Source organism: Phyllobacterium myrsinacearum (genome assembly GCF_014138285.1).
Lineage (GTDB): Bacteria > Pseudomonadota > Alphaproteobacteria > Rhizobiales > Rhizobiaceae > Phyllobacterium > Phyllobacterium myrsinacearum_A.
Genome location: NZ_JACGXN010000001.1, coordinates 1,012,932 through 1,035,612, shown reverse-complemented (window position 1 = coordinate 1,035,612; position 22,681 = coordinate 1,012,932). Strand labels below are relative to the sequence as shown.

General features: G+C 56.7%; 23 protein-coding genes. 12 read left to right on the top strand and 11 right to left on the bottom strand.

Features of this window, described 5'->3' with window-relative positions; translation table 11 throughout:
- Window positions 1-105: 105 nt before the first annotated feature.
- Window positions 106-729, top strand: coding sequence for a ribosome biogenesis GTP-binding protein YihA/YsxC (gene yihA / locus FHW16_RS05165; RefSeq protein ID WP_210278066.1), 624 nt, complete (start codon window positions 106-108; stop codon window positions 727-729).
- 56 nt (window positions 730-785) lie between these two features.
- Here the strand turns inward: yihA and FHW16_RS05160 are convergent, their stop codons facing one another.
- A complete protein-coding gene (locus FHW16_RS05160; RefSeq protein WP_182548044.1) occupies window positions 786-1,505 on the bottom strand; it encodes an anti-sigma factor in 720 nt (239 codons plus the stop codon).
- Window positions 1,502-2,041, bottom strand: coding sequence for a sigma-70 family RNA polymerase sigma factor (locus FHW16_RS05155; RefSeq protein ID WP_182548043.1), 540 nt, complete (start codon window positions 2,039-2,041; stop codon window positions 1,502-1,504). Before FHW16_RS05155 ends, FHW16_RS05160 begins: the two co-directional genes overlap by 4 nt.
- Before the next feature lie 169 nt (window positions 2,042-2,210).
- Between FHW16_RS05155 and argB the strand changes: the two genes are divergently transcribed.
- Window positions 2,211-3,104 (top strand): acetylglutamate kinase, encoded by an 894-nt coding sequence (gene argB / locus FHW16_RS05150; RefSeq protein ID WP_182548042.1) that lies wholly within the window; start codon window positions 2,211-2,213, stop codon window positions 3,102-3,104.
- Here argB and FHW16_RS05145 read toward each other — a convergent pair whose 3' ends face one another.
- Entirely contained in the window at window positions 3,105-3,587 is a 483-nt protein-coding gene (locus FHW16_RS05145; protein ID WP_182548041.1) for an Lrp/AsnC ligand binding domain-containing protein, read from the bottom strand.
- Between the two features lie 122 nt (window positions 3,588-3,709).
- Here FHW16_RS05145 and phhA point away from each other — a divergent pair, with 122 nt between their 5' ends.
- Window positions 3,710-4,543: a phenylalanine 4-monooxygenase gene (gene phhA / locus FHW16_RS05140; protein ID WP_182548040.1), complete on the top strand. Its 834-nt coding sequence runs from the start codon at window positions 3,710-3,712 to the stop codon at window positions 4,541-4,543.
- Here phhA and FHW16_RS05135 read toward each other — a convergent pair.
- Window positions 4,540-5,217: a GGDEF domain-containing protein gene (locus tag FHW16_RS05135; RefSeq protein WP_210278016.1), complete on the bottom strand. Its 678-nt coding sequence runs from the start codon at window positions 5,215-5,217 to the stop codon at window positions 4,540-4,542. The genes phhA and FHW16_RS05135 overlap by 4 nt on opposite strands.
- A 242-nt stretch (window positions 5,218-5,459) precedes the next feature.
- On the opposite strand from FHW16_RS05135, the gene FHW16_RS05130 reads away from it, so the two are divergent.
- Together FHW16_RS05130 and FHW16_RS05125 are read left to right on the top strand one after the other, a co-directional pair.
- The gene (locus FHW16_RS05130; RefSeq protein WP_182548038.1) at window positions 5,460-6,185 is read left to right on the top strand and encodes a pyrimidine 5'-nucleotidase; all 726 of its coding nucleotides are present in this window, start codon (window positions 5,460-5,462) and stop codon (window positions 6,183-6,185) included.
- Window positions 6,182-7,054 (top strand): DUF817 domain-containing protein, encoded by an 873-nt coding sequence (locus FHW16_RS05125; protein WP_182548037.1) that lies wholly within the window; start codon window positions 6,182-6,184, stop codon window positions 7,052-7,054. Before FHW16_RS05130 ends, FHW16_RS05125 begins: the two co-directional genes overlap by 4 nt.
- On the opposite strand, the gene FHW16_RS05120 is transcribed toward FHW16_RS05125, so the two are convergent.
- Window positions 7,039-7,881, bottom strand: coding sequence for an LOG family protein (locus FHW16_RS05120; protein WP_182548036.1), 843 nt, complete (start codon window positions 7,879-7,881; stop codon window positions 7,039-7,041). The genes FHW16_RS05125 and FHW16_RS05120 overlap by 16 nt on opposite strands.
- A 154-nt stretch (window positions 7,882-8,035) precedes the next feature.
- Here FHW16_RS05120 and dapD point away from each other — a divergent pair, with 154 nt between their 5' ends.
- Window positions 8,036-8,890 (top strand): 2,3,4,5-tetrahydropyridine-2,6-dicarboxylate N-succinyltransferase, encoded by an 855-nt coding sequence (dapD, locus tag FHW16_RS05115; RefSeq protein ID WP_182548035.1) that lies wholly within the window; start codon window positions 8,036-8,038, stop codon window positions 8,888-8,890.
- Between the two features lie 84 nt (window positions 8,891-8,974).
- Window positions 8,975-10,270 carry an MFS transporter gene (locus FHW16_RS05110; RefSeq protein WP_182548034.1) on the top strand — a complete coding sequence of 432 codons (1,296 nt, stop codon included), beginning with the start codon at window positions 8,975-8,977 and terminating at the stop codon, window positions 10,268-10,270.
- A 5-nt stretch (window positions 10,271-10,275) separates the two neighbouring features.
- Here the strand turns inward: FHW16_RS05110 and FHW16_RS05105 are convergent, their stop codons facing one another.
- Window positions 10,276-11,304 carry a 2-dehydropantoate 2-reductase gene (locus FHW16_RS05105; protein WP_182548033.1) on the bottom strand — a complete coding sequence of 343 codons (1,029 nt, stop codon included), beginning with the start codon at window positions 11,302-11,304 and terminating at the stop codon, window positions 10,276-10,278.
- Between the two features lie 102 nt (window positions 11,305-11,406).
- Between FHW16_RS05105 and dapE the strand changes: the two genes are divergently transcribed.
- Complete coding sequence (dapE, locus tag FHW16_RS05100) at window positions 11,407-12,594, top strand: succinyl-diaminopimelate desuccinylase (protein ID WP_182548032.1); 1,188 nt, start codon at window positions 11,407-11,409, stop codon at window positions 12,592-12,594.
- Window positions 12,595-12,599: 5 nt separating this feature from the next.
- Entirely contained in the window at window positions 12,600-13,211 is a 612-nt protein-coding gene (locus tag FHW16_RS05095) for a hypothetical protein (protein WP_182548031.1), read from the top strand.
- On the opposite strand, the gene truA is transcribed toward FHW16_RS05095, so the two are convergent.
- From truA to def, 4 genes are read right to left on the bottom strand one after another with little or no spacing between them, the layout of a single operon-like run.
- Window positions 13,163-13,948: a tRNA pseudouridine(38-40) synthase TruA gene (gene truA / locus FHW16_RS05090; RefSeq protein WP_182548030.1), complete on the bottom strand. Its 786-nt coding sequence runs from the start codon at window positions 13,946-13,948 to the stop codon at window positions 13,163-13,165. The two genes, FHW16_RS05095 and truA, sit on opposite strands and share 49 nt — an antisense overlap.
- Entirely contained in the window at window positions 13,948-14,445 is a 498-nt protein-coding gene (locus FHW16_RS05085) for a GNAT family N-acetyltransferase (RefSeq protein WP_182548029.1), read from the bottom strand. The genes truA and FHW16_RS05085 overlap by 1 nt, the downstream gene beginning before the upstream one ends.
- Entirely contained in the window at window positions 14,442-15,371 is a 930-nt protein-coding gene (gene fmt, locus FHW16_RS05080) for a methionyl-tRNA formyltransferase (RefSeq protein ID WP_182548934.1), read from the bottom strand. Before fmt ends, FHW16_RS05085 begins: the two co-directional genes overlap by 4 nt.
- Before the next feature lie 9 nt (window positions 15,372-15,380).
- The gene (def, locus tag FHW16_RS05075; protein ID WP_182548028.1) at window positions 15,381-15,911 is read right to left on the bottom strand and encodes a peptide deformylase; all 531 of its coding nucleotides are present in this window, start codon (window positions 15,909-15,911) and stop codon (window positions 15,381-15,383) included.
- Between the two features lie 114 nt (window positions 15,912-16,025).
- On the opposite strand from def, the gene FHW16_RS05070 reads away from it, so the two are divergent.
- Window positions 16,026-17,261: a DNA recombination protein RmuC gene (locus FHW16_RS05070; protein WP_182548027.1), complete on the top strand. Its 1,236-nt coding sequence runs from the start codon at window positions 16,026-16,028 to the stop codon at window positions 17,259-17,261.
- Window positions 17,262-17,266: 5 nt separating this feature from the next.
- Here the strand turns inward: FHW16_RS05070 and FHW16_RS05065 are convergent, their stop codons facing one another.
- Window positions 17,267-18,226: a cation diffusion facilitator family transporter gene (locus FHW16_RS05065; RefSeq protein ID WP_182548026.1), complete on the bottom strand. Its 960-nt coding sequence runs from the start codon at window positions 18,224-18,226 to the stop codon at window positions 17,267-17,269.
- 144 nt (window positions 18,227-18,370) lie between these two features.
- Between FHW16_RS05065 and FHW16_RS05060 the strand changes: the two genes are divergently transcribed.
- Together FHW16_RS05060 and FHW16_RS05055 are read left to right on the top strand one after the other, a co-directional pair.
- Window positions 18,371-20,386: a hydantoinase/oxoprolinase N-terminal domain-containing protein gene (locus FHW16_RS05060; protein WP_182548025.1), complete on the top strand. Its 2,016-nt coding sequence runs from the start codon at window positions 18,371-18,373 to the stop codon at window positions 20,384-20,386.
- A 107-nt stretch (window positions 20,387-20,493) separates the two neighbouring features.
- The gene (locus FHW16_RS05055) at window positions 20,494-22,674 is read left to right on the top strand and encodes a malate synthase G (protein ID WP_182548024.1); all 2,181 of its coding nucleotides are present in this window, start codon (window positions 20,494-20,496) and stop codon (window positions 22,672-22,674) included.
- Window positions 22,675-22,681: the final 7 nt, after the last annotated feature.

Here is a 22,681-nt window from a genome sequence, read left to right as displayed (position 1 = left end):
CATTGAATGCAGGGGCAGGTCGCATATAACTGCCCAGTTTAACGGACGGAAAAGAACGTGAGTGAAACCAACGACAATACGAACAGGCTGATCGAGAAGGGCCGGATGCTCTTTGCGCAAGGCTGGGTGTTCATTCGCGGCGTTCCGTCCATGAAGTTCCTGCCTCCGGAAGGTCCGATCGAAATTGCTTTCGCCGGCCGCTCCAATGTTGGCAAATCATCGCTGATCAATGCGATCATTGGTCAGAAAGGTCTGGCGCGGACCTCAAACACGCCTGGCCGTACCCAGGAACTCAACTATTTCGTGCCGGATGGCCATTCCGGTGAGAATGGCGACCTCCCGCCGCTCGCTGTGGTTGATATGCCCGGCTATGGTTTTGCCGAAGCGCCGAAGGAACAGGTGGATGCCTGGACACGACTTGTCTTTGATTACCTCCGTGGCCGTACCACGCTGAAGCGCGTCTACTTGCTCATCGATGCCCGTCATGGGGTGAAGAAGAACGATGCTGAAGTACTTGACCTTCTGGACCGTGCCGCGGTGTCGTACCAGATCGTTTTGACCAAGATCGACAAGATCAAGCCCGCGGGCGTGCCGCGCCTGATGGAAGAAACGGCACAGGCTATTAAAAAGCGCGCTGCCGCCTATCCGACTATTCTTGCCACGTCGTCGGAAAAAGGTGCGGGACTGGATGAGCTGCGCGCTGCAATAGCTCTTCTTCTCGAAGAATAGTATTTGATCGAGTCAACTTGTAGTCGTCTCGAATGGCTGCGGCCGCTTTATTGATTTCAGATACTGCTGACAGAACCCGCTGCCACGACGGCACCGGTGGGAGTGCCGCTCGGAGAACCGCCGACAGGTTCAACGGAAATAGCCAGCGTCGTCCCGTCGCGCAGCTTGGCTGCGATCGAAGTTGGTACATTGAACTCGGTACCCTTGGGCGACGCGAGCACACCAAGCGAGACCGGCGCGTCTTTCCCTGCGATCAGCCAAAGTTCCAGCGACTTGTCCCGAGGTATATCTCCGGAAACGAGCGTTATTCTCAGCTTCCTCGACTTGTCGTCAAAGATTGCGACACTCCGCAGAGGACCACTGTCACTCGACATGGAGGCGATCAGTTGGGTCGGCGCCGGTCCGGTCTGACGGTGTACGAACTCTCGGGCAAAGTTGAATACAACCAGGGCAAGCGCCGCAACGGCTACCGTTCGCCAGAAGGCCAGACTGTTCCAGAATGAAGCGCCTGCGGCCACGCGGCCGGAATCGATACCGAACAGCCGCTGGTCGATCTGGCCCTTGAGGTAGCTCGGGGCCGTCGTTGACTGGAACTGCTCATTGAGTGGATCGAAGTGGAGCTGCCAATTGGCAACAAGACGGGCAAATGCCGGGTCGTTTTCGATGCGGCGGGCAGCGTCGCGCCGCTCCTGCTCCGGAAGCACGCCCAGCACATACTCGGCGGCGACGAAATCGTCGCCTTCCGGCATTGTGTCATCGGCAGGGATCGTGCTCATCGTTCCAGACATTCCTTCAGTTTCATCAGGCTGCGGCGCAGCCATGTTCGCATTGTATTGAGCGGCACGCGGTGGCGTATCGCCAGAAGCTCGTAACTCTCGCCGTTCAGATATGCGCCCCGTACGGCCGACGCCCGATCAGATTCCAGCTGATCGAGACATTCATTGATGCGCTTTGTTTCGCCTGACGCAATTGCAGATTGCTCGGGATCAGGCGAGTGTTCAGCAATACCAACGGCTTTTTCCAGTTCGGCCGTGGCTGGTTTACGCGCACGCAGCACGTCGATCGAGTGATTGCGCGCAATAGCTACCAGCCATGAGATGGGGCTGGTGTCCGTGACCGCAAAGCGATCGGCCTTGTTCCAGATCTTGACGTAGATATCCTGTAATGCGTCCTCTGCTTCCGAGCGATTGCCCAAGATACGCAGGCATACACCGAATAGTTTCGCGCTCGTTGAGTTGTAGAGCACATCGAACGCCGCGCGGTCGCGCAAAGCGACCCGGGAAATCAGTTCTGATATGCCCTCGGGTGTCATACGACTGGCGTTTCCAACTCTTTGATTACCTAAGTTAAATCTGCCGATGGGTTGTCCTGTCAATGGGCCGCATGCAAAAACGTTCCCGCCCACCCTAAATCATGTTTGCCCGTGGCCGTCTTTAGGGGTATGAGACCCCGTCCTTTCCAAGCTGGAGCTTGCTTCCCACATGTCAGAGACTGAACACACCGCAGAAATTCAGGCAAGCCTACTATCCGCCGCTCTTCCATATATGCAGCGATATGAAAACAAGACCGTTGTCGTGAAATATGGCGGTCATGCCATGGGTGACGCGGCGCTTGGCAAGGCCTTTGCCCGTGATATCGCCCTTCTGAAGCAATCCGGCATAAATCCGATCGTCGTGCACGGTGGCGGCCCGCAGATTGCATCGATGTTGGCGCGCATGGGCATCGAATCGAAGTTCGAGGGCGGTCTGCGCGTCACCGATGAAAAGACGCTCGAGATTGTCGAGATGGTTCTGGCGGGTTCGATCAACAAGGAAATCGTTGCGCTGATCAACGCCGAGGGCGAATGGGCCATCGGACTGTGCGGCAAGGATGGCAATATGGTCTTCGCCGAAAAGGCCAAGAAGACGATTATCGATCCTGACTCCAATATCGAGAAGATTGTCGATCTTGGCTTTGTTGGCGAGCCGGTCGAAGTGGATCGCACATTGCTGGATCTGCTTGCCCGTTCGGAGATGATCCCGGTCATCGCTCCGGTTGCGCCGGGTCGCGATGGCCATACCTACAACATCAACGCCGATACCTTTGCAGGTGCCATTGCCGGTGCGCTGGCTGCATCACGCCTCTTGTTCCTGACTGACGTCCCTGGCGTGCTCGACAAGGACAAGAAACTCATCAAGGAATTGTCGGTCGGTCAGGCGCGTGCGCTGATCAAGGACGGTACGATCTCCGGTGGTATGATCCCCAAGGTCGAAACCTGCATCGATGCGATCAACCGCGGCGTGGAAGGCGTGGTCATTCTCAACGGCAAGACTCCGCATTCGGTTCTGCTCGAACTCTTCACCGAGCGCGGCGCCGGAACACTGATCGTTCCCTGATCACCGCTTCAGATGGTCGAGCGGGATCTTGCCCGGCCCTTTTATATTCTGCAGAACGAGCTGGGTGTGCACGTCGCGCACACCTTTCAGGCGCATCAGCCGATGCATGACGAAGTCATTGAGGTCATCGACCGTCGGCACCATCACGTGAAGAAGAAAGTCGTGCTCGCCGGTCATTGTCCAGCAGGACGATACCTCGTCCATCCGCTGTATCTCCGTGATGAAGCGTTCGGGCGAGTCGTCGCTGTGGGATGTAAGCCGCACCTGGATGAAGACCTCCACCATGAGCCCGATGGATCGGCGGTCGATCACGGCAGCAAAGCCTTTGACGACCCCGGTTTCCTGCAAGGCGTCGAAACGCCTGCCACAAGGTGTGGCTGAAAGCCCGATGCTCTGGGCCAGATCGGTGATCGGTACCCGGCCATTGTCGCGCAGGACCTGCAGCATCTTGATTTCAAATTCGTCGAAACGGGGGGATGGCACTCGTTTTCCTCCAGATCATTACATTTTTCACTCAGAAGGATGCTTCATTGAGACAATAAGGTCAAATTCCCTCGCTTTCTCGACATATCCTGCCTTTCACAATGGGAATCGAGGAGGAATTTATGACTATCAGTGTTGAGGCCTATGCCCGCGAATGTGCAGCTCAAGGGCTGCGCGGCGACTATCATGCCTGCCAATCCGATTTTACTGTGGAGCAGCAATACGACTATTCGGCCGAAGATCAGGAGGTGTGGCGTACCCTTTGCGACCGGCAGACAAAACTGACGTCGCGGCTTGCCCATCACAGTTATCTCGATGGCGTCGACGCGCTGGGCCTTCTTGATCGTATCCCGGACTTTCATGAAGTGAGCGAAAGATTGCGCAAGCTGACGGGCTGGGAGATCGTCGCAGTTCCGGGCCTCATTCCAAATGAACCATTCTTCGATCATCTGGCCAATCGCCGTTTCCCCGTTACCAACTGGCTGCGGAGCAAGAAGGAGCTGGATTACATCGTCGAGCCAGACATGTTCCATGATTTCTTCGGCCATGTCCCGATCCTCAGCCAGCCGATCTTCGCGGATTTCATGCAGCTTTACGGCGAGAAAGGTGGAGCCGCTGTTCGCATCGGCGGCGAACAGATGGTGGCACGACTTTATTGGTACACTGCCGAATTCGGCCTGATGCAGGAGGAGGGGACTGAGCTGAAAGCGTTTGGCGCGGGCCTGATGTCGTCATTCAGCGAACTGCAGTATTCCGTCGAAAGCCCTGACGCTCATCACGTGCCCTTCAATCTGGAAACAGTCATGCGGACCGGCTACGAGATCGACAAGTTCCAACGCGCCTATTTCGTTCTCCCAAGCTTTGCCGCGCTGCGTGATGCCTTCGAAAAAGCTGACATGGCCACTCTAGTTGCCCGATGGAAAGACAGCACTCCGCTGGACCCGTCAGAGATCTAAGCTGCCGTCTTCATCGCCGGTTTGATGATGACGCAGTTGCGGCCATTGCGTTTGGCCTCGTAGAGCCTGCGATCGGCGGTCTGGAAATGATCGGCGATCGCTCCTCCCGATACATCGATGACACCGCCGATGCTAACGCTGAGCGGCACTCTTTCGTTTTCGGGTGTCCTGAAATCGATCAGTGTCACGTCTTTTCGAACGATTTCGGCTATTGCCCGGACTTCATCCTCGTGTTCGCTGGCCAAAAAGACTGCGAACTCCTCGCCGCCAATGCGGCCTATGGAGTCCTGTTCACCGATACTTCGCGAAATGCAGTGCGCAATGGCAGTCAGCGCGCCGTCACCATTGTAGTGGCCGTGCTGATCGTTGATTTTCTTGAAATGATCGGCATCGATGATGAGTAGCGAGCCCGAGGACTGTCTGCGGACCCGGTCCACATGAGTAAAGAATGCCTCGCGATTGAGGAGGCCCGTCATGCTGTCGCGCGATGCTTTCTCCAGCAGTTTGGCGTTGGTTTCTTCGAGCTGCTGCATGACCTGCCCCAACTGGATGAGGGTTACGCGCAATCGTTCGGATTGCCGGAACACCATCAACGAGATCGGCGGTGTGATCGTCAGCGGGCAAATCGTGGCGATCACAAATCCCATTTTATTGTGCATGTCGAAAGCACTCATGATGCTCCCGGTAATCAGCAAAGAACAGGCAATCGAAATAATTGTGACCAACGCACACTTGTAGAGAATTCTGAACATGTCGCCCCTGACGCTGCTATCCCTGTACTATGCTGAATTCATGAAGCTGCTGTTAGCGGAAAATTTAAAAACGGTCGTAGTTCAGACTTTTTTCGTCTATTGAGTTGATGTGAAAAGCAGAATGACTGCGGTCTGTTCGACGATTCTTGAAACGCGAGTTGTGTATGACGAAACATCCCGATCCCGTGAACTTTGCCCATGTAACGGACTGGATCTTTGATCTGGACAACACGCTTTATCCGCATCATTCCAATCTGTTCTCGCAGATCGATGTCAAGATGACCGGCTATGTTGCCAACCTTCTGCAACTGTCCCATACCGATGCGCGCCAGATCCAGAAGCAGTTCTACAAGGACTACGGGACGACACTGAAAGGCCTGATGGATCGCTACGATATCGATCCGGATGATTTTTTGCAGAAGGTCCACGATATCGATTATTCGTGGCTCGTTCCCGATCCGGCCCTTGCCATGGCGATCAAGCATCTGCCCGGGCGCAAGTTCATTTTCACCAATGGTGATCGCGGCCATGCGGAACGGGCGGCACGGCAACTCGGTATTCTTGATCAGTTTGACGACATTTTTGATATTGTCGCCGCTGAACTCATGCCCAAACCGGCGCGTCAGGCCTATGACCGCTTTCTGGACCTGCATGAAATTGATGCCAAGAGCAGCGCCATGTTTGAAGATCTGGCCCGCAATCTTGTAGAGCCGAAGGCGTTGGGCATGAAAACCGTATTGATCGTTCCGCACAATTTCGAGCCGACATTCTCGGAGATTTGGGAACGTGATCCTGACTACACCGATCACGTGGATTACGTCACGGATGATCTGGCATCGTTCCTGAATGCGATCCAGCCGGGCCGGGTAGGCGCGGGTATGCCTGCTTGAAGCGATTTACATCGGTTGAAGCAATTATCGATGCTGCGGCGCACCGCGTTCTGGCCCGGCTTCCACGGTCGGGTATCTGCGGCGGGCTTGTCGAGTTTCTGGTGTTCGGTGTCAAGCAGGCCTGGGCGTGCCTCTTCGGCGGCGCGCTCCTCGCAATCATCATGCTTACGCGTTTTTACTGGCCTGAAAGCAGTTTGATCACCCGCTATGACTTTCTGTTCCTTTCGGCTCTCGCCATCCAGTTTGGCATGCTGGTGTTCAAACTGGAAACGTGGGGCGAGGCTAAGGTCATTTTGATATTCCATATCGTCGGTACGATTATGGAAGTCTACAAAACGCACGCGGGTTCGTGGATATATCCCGAGCCCAATTTTTTTCGCATTGGCGGCGTCCCACTGTTCTCAGGTTTCATGTATGCTGCGGTCGGATCCTATATGGCCCGTATCAACCGCATCTTCGACATCCGGCTTGAACGCTATCCTTCATTTGCGCTGACGCTCGTGCTCGCGGTCGCCATTTATGCAAACTTTTTCACACATCATTTCCTGCCGGATATAAGAATCGCGCTCTTTGCCGCAACCGTGGTGCTGTTCTGGCGCACGACCATGTATTATCGCGTTTTCCGGTTTCGCCACCGAATGCCACTGCTCGTGGCATTCCTGCTGGTCGCCTTGTTCATCTGGGCCGCTGAAAACATTGGCACGTGGTCGAGAGCGTGGATTTACCCCTCGCAGGCAGACGGCTGGGCGTTGGTTTCCTTTGCCAAATTCGGCTCCTGGTATCTGCTGATGATCATCTCCGTTGTTCTTGTGACGTGGATTCATCCTCCCCGCAGCCTTGACGCCGCGGAAGATCAAGGCAGTTCGTAGAACGTCTTGATTACGCCCCAAGCTTCTTCGGCATCATCGACAAAGGTGATCAATTCTCTGTCCGAGGGCGAAATGACACCCTGCTCGGCCAGAAACTCGAAGTTGATCGCCTTTTCCCAGAACGACCTGCCAAACAGGAGAACGGGAATCCGCTCCATGCGGCCTGTCTGAATGAGGGTCAGCGTTTCAAAGGTTTCGTCCATCGTACCGAAGCCACCCGGGAAAATCGCAAGGGCTTTTGCACGCATCAGGAAGTGCATTTTCCGGATGGCGAAATAGTGGAAGTTGAAGCAGAGCTCGGGCGTCACATATTCATTAGGCGCCTGCTCATGCGGCAGCACGATGTTGAGTCCGATGGTTGGGGCGCCGACGTCGGCTGCACCGCGATTGCCCGCCTCCATCACGCCGGGGCCACCACCGGTAACAACGACGAACTCGCGATTGTACGTGGTCGAGGAATAGGTCGAGCACAGCTGGGCAAACTTGCGTGCCTCCGCGTAATAGCGGGAATTGGCTTCCAGATTCTTCTTCTGTACTTCATTTTTCGCCGCCCAGGCTTCACCACCCGGCTCGGGAATACGGGCGCCGCCGAAAAGTACGACTGTCGAACGGATACCCCGTTCCGTCAGAGCCATTTCCGGCTTCAGCAATTCAAGCTGGAGCCGCACGGCGCGCAGATCGCGGCGGGTCATGAACTCAGAGTCGGCAAATGCAAGACGATAGGTGTCAGATTGAGTTTGCGGGGTCTCGGGAGCGGTCTCTACCCGCCGTACGGCTTCGGTGGAGTGGGAAAATGGCGTCCAGCCGTTTTTTTCATCGGTATTCAACTGTTATTCTCCTTCTGCGGACGCAAGTGACGCTTACAGACATTAAATCCTACTCGTCGTCCAACATTGTGACGCTGCGATTGACCCTCTCACAGACTTATCATACTAGGCCTTACATCAGCCTTAACCGCCCGTGCAATGGAGTGATCTGAAAATGTCCAAGCCCGACCTGGCCAGTCTTGAAAAGACCATCGACAAGGCCTTCGATGACCGCGATGCCGTGAACACTGAAACGCGCGGCGAAGTACGCGATGCCGTCGAAACATCCCTGCTGCTGCTCGATAGTGGCGAAGCCCGCGTTGCCGAAAGGCAGTCGGACGGCACCTGGACGGTCAATCAATGGCTCAAAAAGGCTGTGCTTCTTTCCTTCCGTCTCAATCATATGGGTATCGTCGAGGGTGGACCAGGCGGCGCGCCGTGGTGGGACAAGGTGCCGTCCAAGTTTGAAGGCTGGGGCGCGACCGAATTCAGCAAGGCCGGCTTTCGCACTGTGCCAAACGCAATTGTTCGTCGCTCGGCCTATATCGCTCCCGGCGCCATCCTGATGCCTTCCTTCGTCAATCTCGGCGCCTATGTGGGTGAGGGCACGATGGTCGATACCTGGGCAACCGTTGGTTCCTGCGCACAGATCGGCAAACATGTGCATCTCTCCGGCGGCGTCGGTATTGGCGGCGTTCTGGAGCCAATGCAGGCAGGCCCGACGATCATCGAAGACAATTGCTTCATCGGTGCCCGTTCGGAAGTCGTTGAGGGCTGCATCGTGCGTGAAGGTGCGGTTCTCGGTATGGGTGTGTTCATCGGCAAGTCGACAAAGATCGTTGATCGCGCCACCGGCGAGATTTTCTACGGTGAAGTACCGCCCTATTCGGTCGTGGTCGCGGGCACCTTGCCGGGCAAGCCTTTCCCGAACAATGAGCCAGGTCCGAGCCTCTATTGCGCCGTAATCGTCAAGCGCGTTGACGAGAAGACACGCTCGAAGACATCGATCAATGAATTGCTGCGTGACTGATTAGACGATTTATATCTGGACAGACGGAGATTCCCGACAGAAGCTGGTACCCAAGCCGATTCCCGTTTCAGCTGAGGTACCAGTATGACTGTACAGGCTTCCGTCTCCGCCCGTGAGTTTGACGCCAAACGACGCCATGCCATTGCAGCCGCGACGGTTGGCAACGGCCTCGAATGGTTTGATTTTACAGTCTACGGCTTCTTCACGCCGATCATCGCACGGTTGTTCTTTCCGGCAATCGATGATCTGACCTCGATCCTGCTCACAGTCGGCACCTATGGTGTCGGCTTTTTCATGCGCCCGGTCGGCGCCGTTGTTCTGGGCGTCTACGCCGACAAGAAGGGCCGCAAGGCAGCCTTGACGCTTACAATCCTGATGATGGCGTTTGGTACGGCGCTTCTCGGCTTCGCCCCGACATATGCCCAAGCCGGAATTATCGGGCCGCTCGTCATTGTTCTCGCGCGGCTCATTCAAGGCTTTTCCGCCGGTGGAGAGATCGGCGGCGCTACGGCCTTCCTCATCGAGTATGCACCGCCGGAGAAGCGCGGTTTCTATGCCAGCTGGCAACAGACAAGTCAGGCGCTGGCCGTAGTTCTCGGTGGTATCTGCGGCACTATTGTCACTCACGTGCTTGATCCGGCAGCCATTGACAGTTGGGGCTGGCGTGTTCCTTTCCTGTTGGGCCTGTTGATCGGACCGGTCGGATTCTACATTCGCGCCCGTGTCGACGAGACGCCGGTATTCACCGACAGCCACACCCAGAAGAGCGAGTCGCCGCTGCGCGATGCCCTGCGGGACCATCCGCGTGGCATCGCATCGGGCTTTGGCGTGACCATTCTGTGGACTGTCTGCACCTATGTGCTGCTGTTCTACATGACCACTTATGCGGTCAAGCAACTCAACATTCCGCTGGCCGATGCTTTCGTTGCAACGACTGTCGGCGGGCTGGTGTTGATGCTGGGTTGTCCGATTGCCGGAGCCCTATCGGACCGGGTGGGGCGCAAGCGGCTGTTGCTGGCTGCCGCCATTGCCATTGGCGTTCTGATCTATCCGCTGTTTGTCTGGGTCAACGCCTCGCCAAACCTGATGACCCTCGCCATTGTCCAAGCGATTCTCGGGCTTCTGCTGGCGGCGTTCACCGGCCCGGCGCCGGCGCTGCTCGCGGAGCAGTTTCCTGCCGGGTTGCGCTCCACCGGGCTTTCCCTGGCCTACAACTTTGCCGTGACCATTTTCGGTGGTTTCGCGGCGGTCATTGTGACGCTTCTCATTGAGGCAACCGGAACCAAGCTGGCCCCGAGTTTCTACGTGATGGCAGCTGCGCTGGTAAGCGCATTGACGCTTTTGACGATGAAGGACAAGACCGGCAAGCCGATTGACTGAGCTGCTTACGCAACGGCTTTCTGTCTGATCTCCGCCACGGCATGGCAACGGATGGGTTGACCCTCTGCCTGTTTGACGCAAGCGATGACCTTTTGCGCCAGCGGCGTGGGGACATTCTTTTTCCGAGCCATTTGCACGATGACGCCCTGCAGGTAATCGATTTCAGTTGTCCGGCCGCGGGAGAAATCCTCCCACATGGACGAGCGGGCACGGGGATCGATTGCCAGCATCTTGCGTGCGATGCGGCGAAAGAGAAAGTTCGGCAGGCGCAAAATCCAGGGTAGTATAGCCGGGGATACGCCCTGCACGGGCGCAGCGATAATACGGTTCGCTTTCATGACTTTCAGCCCTTCACCCATCTGATCGGCAAGCAGCAGACGCCATTCGCGATCCGCAAGTTGTGTGGCAAGCGGCAGATTCGACAGCGCATTGAGGGCGTTGTTGAGGTTCATCATCAATTTGCCCCAGAGAATGCCCTGCATGTTGTCGTGGGCACTGACCGGAAGGTCCGGGGTCGAGAGAGCCTCAGCGAGGCCTTCAACCTTGTTCTCGATAAGTATGGTGCCCTGGGTCGTGCGGCGTACGGTCAGCGGCAATTGCCCGCTTTGCGATTGAACGACGTTGAATGGCACCATGCCCGCAATCACGATCATGGTTTGCGGCAGATTCTCACGCAAGATCCGCGCATTGCCGACGCCGTTCTGCAGGCTGACGACAATGCTGTCAGCAGGAGCGTGGCTGGCGATCAGCCTGGCCATCTCTTCCGTGGCGCCGCTCTTGACGGCGACAAGAATGATACGGGCGTCGTCAAAAGCAACTGCCGGATCGGCTGTCACTGAAAGCTGATCCGGTGGAATGAACTGCTCCGTCCCATCAAGGTTGATGACTTTCAGCCCTGCCTTGCTGACTTCCTCCTCTACGCGAGGACGCGCCAGAAAGGTTACGGCTCTTTTCGCAGCGGCGAGTTGACCACCCACATAGCAGCCAATGGAACCGGCACCTGCGACAACAATACGACGGTTGTTTTCAATCATCGGCCAGCCCCTGGTTTGACGTAAACGTAACCCATTAAAACAGATGCACGCATTGCGATCCAGTACGTGACAGGATGGTGGTTTTGGATTATCGCTTTGCACATGACATCCTCGACAGATCCCGTAAAAAACCTCGCCCAACTCATCGCCTGTCCGTCTGTTACACCAGCGGAAGGCGGCGCGCTGACCACACTCGAAGCGATGCTTGCACCGCTGGGTTTCACCGTTGAGCGCCCTGTCTTCAGCGAAAACGGGACGCCGGATGTTGAAAACCTCTATGCCAGACGGTCGGGCAATGGCCCGCATCTGATGTTTGCCGGTCATACGGACGTTGTCCCTGTGGGCGATGAGGCCGCGTGGAGCTACCCGCCATTTTCGGCTGCAATACACAACGGCGAGATGTACGGCCGTGGTGCCGTGGACATGAAGGGCGGTATTGCCTGCTTTGCCGCCGCCGTTGCCCGTCATATTGCGAAGAACGGAGCAGTGAAGGGTTCGGTCTCGTTTCTGATCACCGGGGATGAAGAGGGTCCATCCATTAACGGTACCGGCAAACTGCTGGAATGGGCCAAGGCAAAAGGTGAGAGCTGGGACGCTGCCATCGTTGGCGAGCCAACCAATCCTGACAAGCTGGGCGACATGATCAAGATCGGCCGGCGCGGTTCGCTCTCCGGCACAGTCACGGTTCACGGTGTTCAGGGGCATGCGGCCTATCCGCATCTGGCGGAAAATCCGGTTCGCGGTCTGGTCACTCTGGTTGACAGTCTGCTTTATCCGGCATTCGACAAGGGTACGAAGAATTTTCAGGCGACGAATCTTGAAGTTACAACGATAGATGTCGGGAATCCCGCGGTGAATGTCATTCCGGCCAAAGCGACGGCAACGTTCAACATCCGTTTCAACGATACGTGGACCGACGAGACGTTGATGGCAGAAATTCACAATCGTCTCGACAAGGCATCCGGACGCCGTAAACTCAGGCCGGGCCGGAAGACACCGGTCAATTACGAACTGGTCTGGCGTGATCGGCCAAGTCATGTGTTTCTTACCCATGATGAAAAGCTGATTGGCACGCTGACAGCTTCGGTCGAGGCGGTGACAGGTAAGCGTCCGCAGCTTTCCACGTCAGGTGGCACATCCGATGCCCGCTATATCAAGGATTATTGTCCGGTGGTTGAATTTGGTCTTGTGGGGCAGACTATGCATATGGTGGACGAGCGTGTGGCGGTTGCAGACCTCGAAACGCTGACACAAATCTATGAGCGGTTCATTGCCGACTTTTTTGCCTGAGTGCCATGCTGAGTTTTGAAGATATCCAGCGCTATTTCTGGGGTTCGTGGCGGATGATGAACGGTCATGCCGACGGCCTGGATTTCTTCGATCTTTCGGAAGATGGTTTCTGGCAATCATTCCACGCCATCACCGTTTCGCTGCCCCCGCTCATTCTTGGCTGGATCGTTTTCGCCAATGATATGGTTGCATTTCAGCCGGAGGTAGGTACCCGGCTTTCCGTGATCGGCCGTGTCGCCTTTGTTGACCTTGCGTCGTGGGTCTTACCGTTGGTTGTGTTGCTTCTCCTGACGGCACGCATTGGCCTTGGCAACCGTTTCGGTGTTTATGTGATCACCAGCAACTGGGGGTCGGCAGTAACGTCGTGGTTGGCTGCACCTGCCACGGTGATACGTGTTCTCTTGCCCGGTTCAACGACATTGGCGACTATCTTCGGCCTTGCGTTGTATATGTTCGTTCTTGTCCTGACGTACCGGCTGACCTATGTCGCCTTGAAGAAATCCCATGCCTATACGGCGGCTTTCTTTGCCATCCTCGTCATCGGCTCGATATTCCTTATGATCGGCCTTCAGGAAATGCTGGGGATTTCCCTGCCGGAACCGGTCACAATCGGATAGTCGACACCAACGAGATAGAGCCCATACGGTGGCGCAACAGGGCCGCACGCTTTGCGGTCGCGGGCGGCGAGAGCGTCGGTGACATCATCAGGTGTCCAGCGGCCACAACCCACTTCGTTCAGGGTTCCCGCAAATGACCTGATCTGGTTGTGTAGGAACGAACGCGCCGATGCCCTGATTTCAATGATTTCCCCATTGCGTATGACACTGAGGTGATCGAGTGTTTTAATCGGGCTTTTTGCCTGACACTGGGTGGCGCGAAAGGTTGTGAAATCATGAGTTCCAACCAGTCGTTGTGCCGCTTCGTGCATCGCGTCTGCATCCAGCGGCTTCTTGACCCACCATGCCCGAAATGCTTCCAGCGGTGCTGGTGGCCGGCGATTGATGATGCGGTAAAGGTAATGCCTGCCTGTCGCGGAAAAACGTGCATCAAAATGTTCGCTGACCCGCTCGACATTGATGATGCCGACGGTTTCTCCGGCCACCACCAGGTGGGCGTTGAGCGCCTCGCGCACCTTGGCGCTGCTCCAGTCCTTTGTCAGATCCACATGGGCAATCTGCGCTATTGCATGTACACCGGAATCGGTGCGGCCCGCCGCGCCGAGGGAGATCGTCTCGCCGCAAAACCTGAAGATGGCCTGCTCGATGGCAGCCTGAACCGTGTGGCCATTTTCCTGCCGCTGCCAGCCCGCATAGGGCGTGCCATCATATTCGATGGTGAGCTTGTAGCGCGGCATCAAAGTCCCTCGAACGCTTTGGCATAGACCAGCGTTCCCGACAGCGGCGCATGACCAAACGTCTGTGCCTGGAGATATTCGCCCTGATACTGGCTGGCAAAGCCGGATGCCCGTGCAGTCGTGTAGCCGAAGCGGCCATAATAGCCGGGATCGCCAAGAACGACGGACAGGGTCTCGCCGAGGAGCACCAACTGTTCGTGGGCCGCGTTGATCAGCGCAGATCCAATGCCTTTGCCGTGATGGTTCGAAGCCACGCTGAGAGGCGCCAGTGCAACCGCATCAAAGCTGTTTTCGCCCTCAACACGCAGCCTTGAAAACAGGATATGGCCTACAAGAATGCCGTCCAAGCTCGCGACCAGTTCGAGAACAATATCGCCGTTGTTGCTGAGCTGCTGCACCAACCTTGCTTCGTCCGGTCCCTCAAAAGCGTCTTCAACGACACCGGTGATCAATGAACGGTCTTCGGGTTGTGCGGGACGAATGGAGATGCTGCTCATGGCAGCTTCGCCCCTTGCGCAATTTTTGCGCCGCGCTGGAATTCCTGTCCATCCATGGCCTTGCCGCCAGCCCGCTGCAGCGAGCGCAGCCGTACCGCACCTTCTCCGCAGGCGACGCGCAAATCTTCGTCCAGCACTGTGCCAGGCACACCAGCACCGGTTGCAAGCAGCGAGCGCAACAACTTGACGCGTTCGAGACCGTCACCGATCTCCATCTCGCACCAAGCACCCGGAAAGGGCGCCAGACCGCGAATGCGGTTATGGATATCGATCGCCGGCAGGGTCCAGTCGATCCGGGTCTCCACCTTTGTGATCTTTGATGCGTAGGTGACACCGTCTTCCGATTGCGGTGTGAGGGTAAGACTGTCACGTTCCAGTGCAGCCACGGCGCGCACCATCAGGTCGGCACCGATCATGCTTAGCTGGTCATGCAGTTCGCCGGCTGTTGTGTCAGGCGTGATCTTGACCTTTTCGGCCATGGCAACGGGGCCGGTATCCAGCCCTTCATCCATTTTCATGATCATCATGCCGGTTTCGGTATCGCCTGCCATGATGGCCCGCTGGATGGGGGCAGCGCCACGCCAGCGCGGCAAAAGCGAGGCATGGCCATTGTAACAACCAAGGCGTGTGCCTTCCAGAATGGCAGTCGGCAATATCAGGCCATAGGCAACCACAATGGCAATGTCCGCATTGAGATCGCGAAAGGCCTGCTGTTCCTCAGGACTCCGAAGGCTTTTGGGCGTGCGGACTTCGATACCGAATTCCTCGGCGTTGCGGTGAACGGGCGAGGGGGTCAGTTCCAGCCCGCGCCGGCCCGCCGGGCGTGGCGGTTGGCTATAGACAGCGACAATCTCGTGGCCTTGACCAATAAGCGCGTTGAGAACCGGAACGGAAAACTCTGGTGTTCCCATGAAAACGATACGCAGGCTCATGGCTTACACCGCCAGCCGGCTCGGAGCGCGATCCTTGGCGAGCTTCTTGAACTTCTTGACCACCATTTCACGCTTGAGCCGGGAAATATAGTCAATGAAAAGCACGCCATTGAGATGGTCGATTTCGTGCTGAAGGCAGGTTGCCAGCAAGCCATCAGCCTCGATTTCGTGCCTCTTGCCGTCGATGTCGAAATAGGAAACCCGCACTTTTGCCGGACGCTCGACTTCTGCATAATAATCCGGAATGGACAGACAGCCCTCTTCATAGACATTGCGTTCGGCGCTGGAAGACAAGATCTCCGGATTGATGAAAACCTGCGGTGCCTTTGGTTCGTCTTCCTTGGCAAGGTCAATCACCAGCATGCGCAGCGGCTCAGCCACCTGGATCGCGGCCAAACCGATGCCCGGCGCGTCATACATGGTTTCGAGCATATCCTTGGAGAATTTGCGCAAATCGGCGTCAAAGCGCTCCACGGGTTTGGAAACCTGGCGCAGCAGCGGATCGGGAAGAATGACAAGCGGTTTGATAGACATGTGCATCACCTAATATCTCGGCTTTCAACCGTCAATCCCGACACAAATGGCATTTGTGAAAATGTTCTTGTTTTGATCTCACATTTGCCATTCGAATCGGTTAGTCTGCTCCTCATGGAAACGTCACATTCGCTCGATCAGCCGCTGTTTCAGCTTGGCGCCAGTACTGTTTCTGTAGGCACCGCCCTGCTGGCTGCGGCCGTGATCGTTGCTGTTGCCATCGTTCTTTGCGGAATCGCGCTCTGGCGATCGGGGCGAGCGCGATTGATTGCGGAATTCCAGGCGGAAGATCGTGCACGCGATGCGGAAATGCGGATGGCTGAAATCTTGAAGAGCCAGTCGGAGATGCAGGGCCGCATGCAGACCATGGCCGAACTTTTCGGTTCACGCCAGGCGGAGCTGAACCAGTCGATCCGCGAGCGCCTTGATGGAATGACCAGCCGCATCGGTCAGACCATGACGGAACAGACGCAGTCGACCCATGAAAATCTTGCCAAGTTGCAGGAACGGTTGGCGGTCATCGATACGGCACAGAACAATATCCAGTCGCTGGCCGGACAAGTCGTCCAGTTGCAGGCTATTCTCGCCAACAAACAGACCCGCGGTGCCTTTGGTCAGGCTCGCATGGAAACCATCATCGCCGATGGACTACCACAGGGAGCCTATGAGTTTCAGGCCACGCTTTCCAATGGAAACCGGCCGGACTGTATGGTCCGCATGCCGAATGGCGCGCCCAATCTGGTTATCGATGCCAAGTTTCCGCTGGAAGCGTGGAATGCCATCCGCGAGTCCGAGACCCCGGATGCCAAGAAGCTGGCGCTTGCCCAGTTCCGCAGGGATATCGAAATCCATATTCGTGACGTGGCGGAAAAATATCTGATCAACGGCGAAACGCAGGATACGGCGTTTCTTTTCGTGCCGTCAGAATCCATCTTTGCCGAGATTCATGAGAACTTCGAAGGTATTGTGCAGAAGGCGCATCGTTCGCGCATCGTGATCGTATCACCGTCGCTTTTGATGCTGTCCATTCAGGTCATTCAAGCGGTACTGAAGGATGTGCGCATGCGTGAGCAGGCGCATCTCATCCAGGGCGAGGTTATCCGGCTGATGGAAGATGTCGGGCGTCTGGACGATCGGGTCAGGCGGTTGCAGACCCATTTCGGTCAGGCAAGCAAGGATATTGACGATATTCTGGTCTCATCCAGCAAGGTGACAAAGCGTGGTCAGAAGATCGAGGCGCTTGAATTCGTCGATCCCGCTGCGGGCGAACCCGCGAAGGGACCGGACACCAGCCGGTCCGCAGCATCGACAACGGGCCAGTTGCGTCTGCGCGTGGTGGATGAAGACTAGTTGCTCTAGCCTTCAACGATTTTTTGCCGCCGCGTCTTCCAGGTACTTGCAGTCTGGGGTTTGACAAATACGGATACAATATCCGGGTTGGCCTGACGTATTGCCGTTTCGATGCGCTCAACACAGGCTTCGATCTCGGGCGCAGTGGTATGGTCCTCGAATTCGATGCTGAGCCCGGCGACGATTTGCTTTGGCCCCATATGAACGGTCAGCACACCATTTGCCTGCTGGATCGCCGGGTCCTTGCCTGCGATATCAAGAATCTGCTGTTCTGCTTCGGGTAGCGCCGACTCGCCAATCAACAGGCCCTTGCTTTCCCTCGCGAGGAAAATCGCGGTAGCACCGAGAATGATGGCAATGCCAATGGATGCCACCCCGTCGAGTTCGGGCATGTCAAACAACTGCGCTGCTGAAATACCGGCAAAAGCCACGATGAGCCCGAGCAGGGCAGCGGTGTCTTCAAAGAGGACAGTAAAGACACTCGGATCCTTACTCTGCTTGACCGCTTCAAGATAACCGAGTTTGCCTTTCATGGTGCGAAACTCTTTTAGGGCCACCGTCCATGAGATGCCCTCAAAAAGCAGCGCAAAGCCGAGAACGACGTAATTGACAATGGGATTGGCAACGGGTTCCGGCTCAAGAATATGAATAAGGCCCTCATAGAACGAGACGCCGGCACCCACGGCAAAGACCAGCAGCGCAACAATGAAACTCCAGAAGTAAAGCTCGCGTCCATGGCCAAGCGGGTGTGATTTGTCGGCCGGTTTTGCTGCGCGCCGCAGCCCGTAGAGAAGCAGGCCACCATTCCCCGTATCCACCAGCGAATGCACGCCTTCTGAAAGCATGGCGGAACTGCCCGTGAAGAAGGCGGCAATGAATTTTGTCGCTGCGATCAGAAGATTGCCGAGGATGGCGGCATAGATAACCTTCTTCGATCCCGCGTGACTGCCAGATTGTGATGCCATCGAAGCCCCCTTTGCCCTCGGCACAACGTAGCAGGATTTGAATGGTTCCGGCACTGTTGTACCGATGCGGCGGCAAATGGTCGGAATGGCGCTAGTCGTTCGTGTCATCATAGGATAACCCTGCCAGAAAAGACGCAGGGCATCATGGCTGATTCACAGGTAGAGAACGCGATTTTTCTCGGTATTGATACGGGTGGGACCTACACGGACGCAGTTCTCTGGTCTGAGGCGCGCGGCGTTATCGCCAAGGCAAAAGCCCTGACCACGCGCCATGATCTGAGTGTAGGCATCTCCGGCGCTGTCGAGCGTATCGTTGCAGAGGCTTCCGTTGACCCCGGCCATATCCGTCTGGTTTCCATGTCGACGACCCTTGCCACCAATGCGCTTGTCGAGGGACAGGGCGGGCGGATCGCCCTTGTCATGGTCGGATTCTCGCAAGCAGATCTGGAGAAGGCAGACCTTGGCATCGCATTGGGCTCCGATCCGGTAGTGTTCCTGCCGGGCGGGCATGACGTCTATGGCCGTCCGCAACCCTTCGATACCTCCGCGCTTCAGGATGCACTGCCACGCTTGAAGGACGAGGTGACCGGCTTTGCTGTTTGCGCCTATTTCGCCGTGCGCAATCCGGAACATGAGATTGCCGTTCGCGATCTCGTACGCAGCACAACTGGCCTGCCGGTCACATGCAGTCACGAGCTCTCGGCCAAGCTGAACGGCCCGCGGCGCGCGCTCACCACAGTTCTCAATGCGCGGCTCATCGCCATGATTGACCGTCTCGTGGCCGCAACGGAGGGTTTTCTCGATCGGCGCGGTATCCATGCTCCGTTGATGGTGGTGCGTGGTGACGGAGCACTGGTATCGGCGGCCTTCGCGCGGCACCGTCCAATTGAAACGATCCTGTCGGGACCTGCCGCTAGCCTTGTGGGTGCCCGTCACATGACGGGCCTCGACAATGCGATTGTGTCCGATATCGGCGGGACAACCACGGATGTTGCGGTTCTCGACAACGGCCGTCCCCGGCTGGACCCGAACGGCGCTACTGTTGGCGGTTTCCGCACCATGGTCGAGGCTGTGGCGATGCGCACCTTCGGGCTGGGCGGGGATTCCGAAGTCTCACTTGACGACAATGCGATGGCGCCGCGCATCAAGCTCGGACCAAGACGGCTGGTGCCGCTGTCGCTGCTTGCAGCCAACCATGGTGCCATTGTCATCGACCATCTGGTACGGCAGGTGAAGACCGCCAATCCCGGGCGTCTGGACGGCCGTTTCGCGCTGCTGACAGGCGTTCCCGAGCAAATGGCCTCTGGATTGAGCAAGGGTGAAGCCGAGCTTTATGTACGCATCACGCGTGAACCGCAGCCGCTTGACCGGCTTCTGAGTTCCGTTTCGCAGACAGCAACGATCAACCGATTGGTCGCGCGCGGCCTCGTCCATCTCTCGGGGTTTACGCCGTCCGATGCCTGTCATGTTCTCAATTTGCAGAACAACTGGAACGGTGAGGCTGCACGCCACGGCGCTATTCTCTATGCCCGCCGCAAGGACGGCGCCGGCCGTCCCCTGTGCGATACGCCGGAAGAAATTTCGCGCCGCACCTATGACGCACTCATTCGCCGTTCGTCGGAAGTTGTGCTGGAGACCGTCTTTGCCGAGGATGGACTCGAGGGTCCGGAGGTGGTCGCAAATCCACTGATCCAGCGTGCTCTCTCCAAACAGGGCGGTATTGCTGGCATCAAACTTGACATTGACCGGCCGCTGATCGGTCTGGGTGCCTCTGCCCCTGTTTACTATCCCGCAGTCGGTACCATGCTGGGCACCCGCAGCATCGTTCCCGTGGATACTGATGTTGCCAATGCGCTCGGTGCCGTTGTCGGTCAGGTGCGCGTATCGGTCGAAGCTCACATCAGTCAGCCGGCCGAAGGAATTTTCCGTGTGGCATCAGGCGAGGTGATGAAGGATTTCCAGGAGGAAGATCTTGCGGTCGCCTTTGCCGAGGAAACGCTGCAACGACAGGTCCGCAGTCTCGCGCTGGAAGCTGGCACTGACGAAGCGCAGGTCACGATCGCCCGGGATGTCAGCGTTGCAACAGTTGAAGATCAGCGGAAATTCATAGAAGCGGTGTTGATCGCAACTGCAACAGGCAGGCCCCGTATCGCACACTGAGCGATTGTTTCCATTCTGGCATAAATCATGTTTATTTTGGATGAATTGACGGAGAATGCTTTGATGTGTTCAAGGGTACGGTAATGGAAAATCTGAAGGAGTATAGTATGAGCGAGCGTATAGAGATCAACGGTCTGAAGGTGGCAAAAGAGCTCTACGACTTCGTGGCAAACGAAGCGGTCACCGGAACCTTGATCAATACCGATGCCTTTTTCCAAGGTCTGGCAGCAATCGTTGATGATCTGTCGCCCAAGAACCGGGCCCTACTCGCCAAGCGTGACGCGTTTCAGGAAAAGCTCGATGCCTTTTATCGCGAGAAGCGGAATACCGGATATACGCAGGAGCAATACGAATCCTTTCTTCGAGAGATAGGTTATCTGATCCCGGAAGGCGGAACATTTTCTGTCTCGACCAACAATGTCGACCCGGAAATCGCGGTGACAGCCGGACCACAGCTGGTTGTGCCTGTGATGAACGCCCGTTATGCGCTGAATGCTGCCAATGCGCGTTGGGGTTCGCTCTATGATGCGCTCTACGGCACGGATGCAATTCCTGAAACTGACGGTGCGGAGAAGGGCAAGGCGTTCAATCCGGTGCGTGGCGGCAAAGTCATCGCCTGGGCCAAGGCATTCCTCGACGATAGCGCGCCGCTGAATGGCGAAAGCTGGGCTGATGTTACGGGCCTTTTCGTGGATCACGGTACATTGGTTCTGAAAGTTGCCAATGGCGCGTCATTGTCGCTGAAGGATCAGGCGCAGTTCGCCGGCTATAAAGGCGATGCTGCCAAGCCGTCCTCCGTTCTGCTGGTCAAGAACGGCATGCATGTGGAGATCGTCATGAACGTCGATCATCCCACTGGGAAGACCGACCCGGCCAATATTGCAGATATGGTGCTGGAATCGGCACTGACAACGATTCAGGACTGCGAAGATTCGGTTGCGGCTGTCGATGCGGAAGACAAGGTTGTTGTCTATCGCAACTGGCTCGGTCTGATGAACGGCGATCTGCAGGACACGTTTGAAAAGAGCGGTAAATCAGTCACCCGCAAGCTGAATCCTGACCGCGAATATACGGGACCGGACGGTAAGCCGCTGACCTTGCCGGGCCGTTCGCTCATGCTGGTGCGCAATGTCGGTCATCTCATGACCAATCCGGCCATCCTCGATAAGGACGGCAATGAGGTGCCGGAAGGCATCATGGATGCGGCAATCACCGGCCTGATCGCCCTGCACGATGTTGGTCCCAAGGGTCGCCGCATGAATTCGCGCGCCGGTTCCATGTATGTAGTGAAGCCGAAAATGCATGGTCCCGAGGAAGTGGCCTTTGCATCGGAACTGTTCGAACGTGTCGAAGCCCTGCTCGGCATGCAGCCCAACACGATGAAGATGGGGATCATGGACGAGGAGCGCCGCACGACGGTCAATCTGAAGGAAGCGATCCGTGCCGCAAAAGAACGGGTCGTTTTCATCAATACCGGCTTCCTCGACCGCACCGGCGATGAGATCCACACATCAATGGAGGCGGGTCCGATGATCCGCAAGGGTGACATGAAGCAGGCATCCTGGATCGGTGCCTATGAAAACTGGAATGTCGATGTCGGACTTGAATGCGGCCTGTCCGGTCATGCCCAGATCGGCAAAGGCATGTGGGCAATGCCGGATTTGATGGCGGCCATGCTTGAACAGAAGATCGCCCATCCGAAGGCCGGTGCCAACACCGCATGGGTGCCGTCGCCGACGGCCGCGACGCTGCACGCCACCCACTATCACAAGGTCAATGTGGCAGAGGTCCAGGCAAAGCTGAAATCGCGCGGCCGCGCCAAGCTTAGCGATATCCTGTCAGTGCCGGTCGCCTCGCGGCCCAATTGGACACCAGAAGACATCCAGCGCGAGCTTGATAACAATGCCCAGGGTATTCTTGGGTATGTCGTGCGTTGGGTGGATCAGGGTGTAGGCTGTTCCAAGGTGCCGGACATTAATAATGTCGGCCTGATGGAAGATCGCGCCACCTTGCGTATTTCTGCCCAGCACATCGCCAACTGGCTGCATCATGGCGCTGCCAGCAAGGCCCAGGTACTGGAAACGCTGAAGCGTATGGCTGGCGTCGTTGACAAGCAGAATGAAGGCGATCCGCATTACCATCCAATGGCCCCTGACTTCGATGGATCGGTGGCGTTTCAGGCGGCTTGCGATCTGGTGTTCGAGGGGCGGACGCAGCCAAACGGCTATACAGAGCCGGTCCTGCATCGCCGCAGGCTGGAACTGAAAGCCAAGTACGCGGCTGCATAGCAGTCAA